We start from the raw sequence: 6,118 nt of genomic DNA, 5'->3' as shown, positions 1-6,118 counted from the left end.
AAATATGGGCATAAAAACCCAGACCGCAGCATAGTTTACTTTTGCTTCCTTCTCATTCATAAATTTAAGATTTATCTAAAAACAAATCTAAAGGACCGGAATGAAATGGAGTGGAGAAATCTCCATTCAAACTCTGAGATTTCTCCACTACGCTACGCTTCGTTCGAAATGACAGAGCGTACTGAAAACTGTAACTGAGACTGAAAACTATTGCTTTATGGCAATAACCCCAAGCGTTCCGGCTACGGTATCAAAATAACGTTCCCATTGCGGAAGATCATTCGTTTGCAGCAATACCATCATGCTTACTATTTTGTCGTCGTTGGGGGCAACAGGTACGGCATACGCCAAAGCAATTACTTCCTGTTCGGTTTTGTCTTTTTGCACCTCTTTTACCTTCAGTATCTTTTTGGCCGGAAGTATTTCCCAAAGGGCATCATTTTTCTTTTTCAGGTTCTCTACAATTTTCTTGTAGCTCAGTTCGGCTGAAGCAGCAACCATTATCTTCACTTTCCTGTCGGTAGATGTAAAAGCAATTACCTTATCATTAGTGTCTTTAATAAACCATTCAGGATTAAGGCTCAGGAATACCTCGCCTTTAGACAGCGGATTTTTATAAGTTAACGGAACGTCATTTTCGTTGGTGCGCTGCTGCGCGAATGTAAATTGTACCAACAGCAGCACTATAATGGCTAATAGCTTTTTCATGAGAATATTTTTAGCGAAGATACTGCTTCGCAGTTTAAAGTTTTGGGGTTAGCATTTAAAGTTGCCTGCCTCGCAGATTTTAGAACGCAGTTAAGGCTAATTTATGCGGATTAATGGGTATTTTTCCACTTATTGAGTACGAGTAGGTTTCCTCTCTTTCAGAGGGGTGTTACGCCGTGGCGAATGGATGGCTTTTAATACAAAGAACCCCCCCCCGGCTTTCAGCCACCCCTCCAAGGGAGGGGAAACCACTGTTGCTGTAGGCTAATAACTGAACACTGTAAACTGAACACTGCAAACTGAACACTGCAAACTGAACACTGCAAACTTGCAGCTCGCCCCCCCGGGTGTGCCTGTGCAGGAGTGAGCCGTTTTCCCTTTTCAGCATTCCCGCTAAACCTCTAAAAAAAAGAAAAGAGAGAAAAAGAAAAAACAAACCAAAAATGTCTCCCCACTTATGAAGTACTTTTTTGGGTAATTTTTTCTTGGGGACTTATTTAATTTTCTTTGTGGGAAATCTAATTAGTAGATATTAGTTATAATATCTTTATATAGGTCGTAATACAAACCGAAAACAGTTGTAAGACAACAGCTAAACAGGTAAAAGGCAATCGGCGGCAATTGGCGTAAGGGTTAGCAAATGATTCGTAACCCTAAAACCTTACATAACTGATATGCTGCATATTACTATTTATGCTTAAGCAAATGGTCAAGCAACAAGTACTGAATTTCAATAGGTTAAAACATGTCTTTTTCATATGATTATCATATGTTTACGCATAGCGAACGCTACCCGTATCGCATAGCGTAAGCCACCCTTAAGCTAACCTTGAGGCCAGCTTACTGTTAACAGAAAAACCAACAAGAACCCAAACCTAACCCACTTTGGCGGATGCCAAAAAAATACCCCAACCTGAGTCGGGGTAATTGGTATTATTTAGTATGCAGATTCCGTGCCTGCTTTAATGAAAACGCTCCAATTTTACGAATAGATGCCGTGGGCGCACTTTCCTGTGAAGCTATTTTAGGAGTATGCAGCTTTTCGAGAACCTTAGCTACAATCGCATTTTCAGCTTCGCGAAGCTGCTTTTCCTTCAGTCCTTTACGCTTCATCTCAACTTCGTTTACAAGAGCTTCGAACTTCATGTCAAAACTTACATAAAAACCTCTTGTATAACGGCTATAAGACTTGAGTCCCCAATGCTTTTTAAGCTCGCTCTTAATCTTTTTCGTCATATATTCGCTCGAATACTTTTTGATGATATCCGGCAATTGCTCTAAATCAACTGATTTACTATTACCTGCCATACGAGAAAGCCAAAACTTATTGTCTACTTTGCAATATGGCTTTTTGCCAATGATACTCTTCAAGGCCAAAAAACCCAAAAGGCAAATCTTCTCGAACTCTTTCTTTTCGTTGGTGCGAAATTCATAAAACATTTTGGTGCTTATGCCCGACATCGGACTGGCTTTCGGAATATTGTCATACAGCAATTTCCCGTTTAGGGCTATCAGCTCTGACGAATTTACAGGCAATGCATAATGAACTACGCTTTGCCTTATCCGAAGAACTTCATTTCCATAATTAAGCCTTGCCGAATGCGCATAAACCGAGTAATACATAATGTCGTTTAGGCATTTTTGGGAATTGTCCATAAAATCCTGAAGCAATGCAACAGGAAAATTGAAATAGCGGGTACCGCTCATGTAAATGTATATGTGGAAATATTGATGTAGTCGCTAAGTCATAAAGTCGTAAAATCTTACTTATGTCGGAATTCGGACAGTCCAAAAACTTTGAAACTTTGCGCCTTTGCAACTCTGAAACTTAAACAAATTCATTATTTTAGTGGCATCAAAAAACGAACTATGTTTAACCTGTTCAGGGAAAATACAAAGATAGCAATTGATTCGATACGAAGCCAGATGCTACGAACCACTTTGACCGTATTTATCATCGGTCTTGGTATTTTAGCGCTCGTGGGCGTACTAACTTTTGTGAACGGTTTTGAAAACACCATTACCGGCAACTTTGCCTCTATGGGTACCAATACCTTTTCCATCAGCCGTTACGACTTTTCAAGGCAACTACGTCGCAACAGCGGCGATGTAAAGGTAAACCCCATCATCAGCTACCCGCAGGCAAGGGAATTTCAGGATAAATACCATTTCCCGTCGGCTACAACATCGCTGTCGTTTACCGCGGCAAGCAACATCGAAGTAAAACACGAAGACAAAAAAACCGACCCCGAAGTAAACATTGTAGGGGCTGATGAGTATTTCCTGCCTAACTCAGGACTTGAAGCTGTACAGGGACGAAACTTTACCAATTTTGATATTGCCAATAACAACTATGTATGCATTGTTGGGTCTGATTTTGTAAAAAGCGGACTCCTGAAAGACGTGAATCCTATAGATAAGGTTATTTCGGTACGCGGTGCCCGCTTTAAGGTTATCGGGGTACTGAAAGAAATGGGGTCTACTTTTGGCAACCGTCAGGACTTACGCCTTATTATACCTATACAAATTGCGCGTTCGCTGTTTACCATGCCTAATATTGATTATGAGGTAAAAGTTATGATAGGCAAGCACGATATGCTAAATGCCGCTGTAGATGAAGCTGTACTCACCATGCGCCGTGTCCGAAAGCTTAATCCGGTTCAGGAAACTAACTTTGGCGTAGAGCGCAGCGACGAACTTTTAAAACAGCTAATGTCTGAAACCGAAGCCCTTGGCTATTCTGCATGGGTAATAGGTATCATAACCGTTTTTGGTTCATCCATAGCCCTTATGAATATCATGCTCGTATCGGTAAGTGAGCGTACTCGAGAGATTGGCGTTCGCAAATCGCTCGGCGCCAAAAAGAGCACTATTGCCATGCAGTTCTTTACCGAAACCCTTGTTATCAGTTTTATAGGTGGTGCCATAGGACTTATCCTGGGTATGGCCATAGGTGGTGCACTTACCACCTTCCTGTTTAAAACAGCTTTTACCATTCCGTGGACAGCCATGTTTGCCGCATTGGTAACTACTCTTATCGTAACGGTTGTATCGGGACTGTTCCCGGCCATCAAAGCTGCAGCCCTCGACCCTGTGGAGGCGCTTAGGTATGAGTAGTTTAGTGGGCAGTATTCAGTCTCAATAGGCAGCGTTCTGTCATTTCGACGGAAGCGCAGCGTAGTGAAGCCCGACACCCGAGGCTGAAAGCCGAACGGAAGAAGTAATCTGAAGAGATTGCTTTGTCGTACCTCCCTGCCTTTGCCGGGAGGCAGGCTCGCAATGACAAAACATTCATACTACATCGTCATTGCGAGCGTAATGCAATGGAGCGTGGCAATCTATAAAAAAGTTATTACTATTGAAACCCGGATTTGTCTACATACTCACCAACAACACTAACACATCTGAACTGTTTGAAAGAGTAAAACAGCATAAGCAAAAGTTTTATCCAAAATGTTTTACCGCAAAATACAATCTTCATAAGCTCGTATATTTTGAACAACATCAAATGATTGGGGATGCTATAGGACGAGAAAAACAATTAAAAGCAGGTTCAAGAAAAAAGAAAATTGAATTGATTGAAATGATGAATCCTGAATGGAAGGATTTGTATTTTGAAAACTTAGACATTTTTTAGATTGCTTCGTCGTACCTCCCTGCCTTTGCCGGCAGGCAGGCTCGCAATGACGGAACTCTTCATACGACATCGTCATTGCGAATGAAGCGCAGCGGAATGCGGCAATCTAAATAAAATATAAAAAAACTTAGATTGCTTCGTCGTACCTCCTCGCAATGACGGAAACCTTCATACCACATCGTCATTGCGAATGAAGCGCAGCGGAATGCGGCAATCTAAATAAAATATAAAAAAACTTAGATTGCTTCGTCGTACCTCCTCGAAATGACAAAACGTTGTGTTTAGAGCATGAGTATGCAACCCTAAACTACAAATGACAACTAACCATCCTGTCATTTCCGTAAATATCCTTTTTAAGGAAAACATTTACAAAGCCCATGTCTTCGAGCATTTGTACGGTTTCGGGACCGAGGTACTGGTTGATTTCGAAATACAGTCTGCCATTGGGCGAAAGTTGGGTTTTCGCTAATTGGGCTATTTTACGGTAAAAGAGTAATGGGTCGTTATCGTCTACAAACAATGCCAGATGGGGTTCGTACTGCAATACATTTTCTTTTATCTCTTCTTTTTCAAGGTTACGCACATAAGGCGGATTAGAAACGATCACATCATACACCTGTGGAAGCGTTTCAGCAGCTAATATATCCTTTAATATAAAGTTTACCTCAACGGAATTATGCTTCGCATTCCTTTTGGCAGTAGCCAAAGCACCTTCCGAAACATCTATTGCCGACACCGAAGCATCAGGTAAATTCTTAGCCAGTGAAATAGCAATACATCCCGTTCCTGTACCTATATCCAGCAGACTTAGTTGCCCCTTATACTTATTTTCAGTAATGATCCACTCTACCAGTTCCTCCGTCTCAGGACGCGGAATAAGCGTATTGGGATTGACCTCAAACTCCAGTCCGTAAAAGTGAGCCTTTCCAAAAATGTACTGAATAGGCTTTTGCGTTTCGAGTTCGCCAAGCACGGCATTCCACTTCTCGATTTCGGCTCCAGAAAGTTCCGCATCGGGATTCAGGGCAAGGTCGGTGCGTTTCCATCCTTTGAGTTCTTCAAGGGTTATGGCAAAAAACTGCTCTGCCTCCATGCTGTCGAATAGTGGAGTGAGTTTTTCAAGGAAATATTTTCTGTATTGTTTTAGTTTCATATATTTTGTTTAAAGTTTAAAGTTTAAAGTTCAACGTTACCAACCTTAAACTTTAAACCTTAAACATTATAAACCTTTAAGCATCCACACTGGGCACGAACTATGTCCGGTATTACCCAGCGGAGCGTCGAGGTATTCAAATCCGCTTTTGCGGTATAGCTTCTGGGCGGCTTCCATATACGGCATGGTTTCGAGGTAGCATTGGGCAAAGCCAGCTTCTGTAGCAAAAGCAAGACAGGTGTCCATCATGGCACTCCCCATTCCTGTGCCACGGGCTTCGGGCAGGAAGTACATCTTTTGGAGTTCGCATACGCCTGCGGGTCCGTTCTCGAGGGGTGCGATTCCCGCTCCGCCTATCAGCTTGCCGTCTTTCTCTACTACAAAATACTGTGCATTGTTTGCCGAATAGGTCTCAAACATACAGTCGAGTGAGGCATCGGCGTAGGCCGTACCCACCTTTGGCACATTATGTTCTATCAGTACACTGCGGATGAGCGCTGCAACTTCGGCATTGTCTTTTTGTTCTATTTTTCGGATAATGGTATTCATTACCGCAAAGCTACGGAATTTGGGAATTATCTTAGCCGGGTTGTCACACAGAGATTCGCTGAGTTTTATTT

At 42.1% G+C, this 6,118-nt stretch carries 7 protein-coding genes; 3 read left to right on the top strand and 4 right to left on the bottom strand.

The window, feature by feature from the left end; translation table 11 throughout:
- Positions 1-198, top strand: a 198-nt coding sequence (locus DEU42_RS17695; RefSeq protein ID WP_233506717.1) for a hypothetical protein, incomplete at its 5' end; no start/stop codon positions are given.
- Positions 199-207: 9 nt separating this feature from the next.
- On the opposite strand, the gene DEU42_RS15590 is transcribed toward DEU42_RS17695, so the two are convergent.
- Together DEU42_RS15590 and DEU42_RS15585 are read right to left on the bottom strand one after the other, a co-directional pair.
- Positions 208-708, bottom strand: coding sequence for a hypothetical protein (locus DEU42_RS15590; protein WP_114759257.1), 501 nt, complete (start codon positions 706-708; stop codon positions 208-210).
- A 933-nt stretch (positions 709-1,641) separates the two neighbouring features.
- Positions 1,642-2,415: a hypothetical protein gene (locus tag DEU42_RS15585; protein WP_114759256.1), complete on the bottom strand. Its 774-nt coding sequence runs from the start codon at positions 2,413-2,415 to the stop codon at positions 1,642-1,644.
- Between the two features lie 162 nt (positions 2,416-2,577).
- Here DEU42_RS15585 and DEU42_RS15580 point away from each other — a divergent pair, with 162 nt between their 5' ends.
- A complete protein-coding gene (locus tag DEU42_RS15580) occupies positions 2,578-3,825 on the top strand; it encodes an ABC transporter permease (protein WP_114759255.1) in 1,248 nt (415 codons plus the stop codon).
- A 241-nt stretch (positions 3,826-4,066) separates the two neighbouring features.
- Positions 4,067-4,345 (top strand): GIY-YIG nuclease family protein, encoded by a 279-nt coding sequence (locus DEU42_RS15575; RefSeq protein WP_114759254.1) that lies wholly within the window; start codon positions 4,067-4,069, stop codon positions 4,343-4,345.
- 307 nt (positions 4,346-4,652) lie between these two features.
- On the opposite strand, the gene prmC is transcribed toward DEU42_RS15575, so the two are convergent.
- Together prmC and DEU42_RS15565 are read right to left on the bottom strand one after the other, a co-directional pair.
- Entirely contained in the window at positions 4,653-5,498 is an 846-nt protein-coding gene (gene prmC / locus DEU42_RS15570) for a peptide chain release factor N(5)-glutamine methyltransferase (RefSeq protein ID WP_114759253.1), read from the bottom strand.
- A gap of 66 nt (positions 5,499-5,564) precedes the next feature.
- Entirely contained in the window at positions 5,565-6,047 is a 483-nt protein-coding gene (locus DEU42_RS15565) for a GNAT family N-acetyltransferase (RefSeq protein WP_114759252.1), read from the bottom strand.
- Positions 6,048-6,118 lie beyond the last annotated feature (71 nt).

This window comes from Flavobacterium sp. AG291, from assembly GCF_003350375.1.
GTDB lineage: Bacteria > Bacteroidota > Bacteroidia > Flavobacteriales > Flavobacteriaceae > Flavobacterium > Flavobacterium suzhouense.
Note: the sequence above shows the minus strand (reverse complement) of the source record. Positions and strands in the feature narration are given on the sequence as shown.

Coding starts and splice junctions, on each gene's coding strand:
- DEU42_RS15580 (WP_114759255.1), top strand. CDS start 2,578: ATGTTTAACCTGTTCAGGGAAAATACAAAGATAGCAATTGATTCGATA.
- DEU42_RS15565 (WP_114759252.1), bottom strand. CDS start 6,047: ATGAATACCATTATCCGAAAAATAGAACAAAAAGACAATGCCGAAGTT.
- prmC (WP_114759253.1), bottom strand. CDS start 5,498: ATGAAACTAAAACAATACAGAAAATATTTCCTTGAAAAACTCACTCCA.
- DEU42_RS15585 (WP_114759256.1), bottom strand. CDS start 2,415: ATGAGCGGTACCCGCTATTTCAATTTTCCTGTTGCATTGCTTCAGGAT.
- DEU42_RS15590 (WP_114759257.1), bottom strand. CDS start 708: ATGAAAAAGCTATTAGCCATTATAGTGCTGCTGTTGGTACAATTTACA.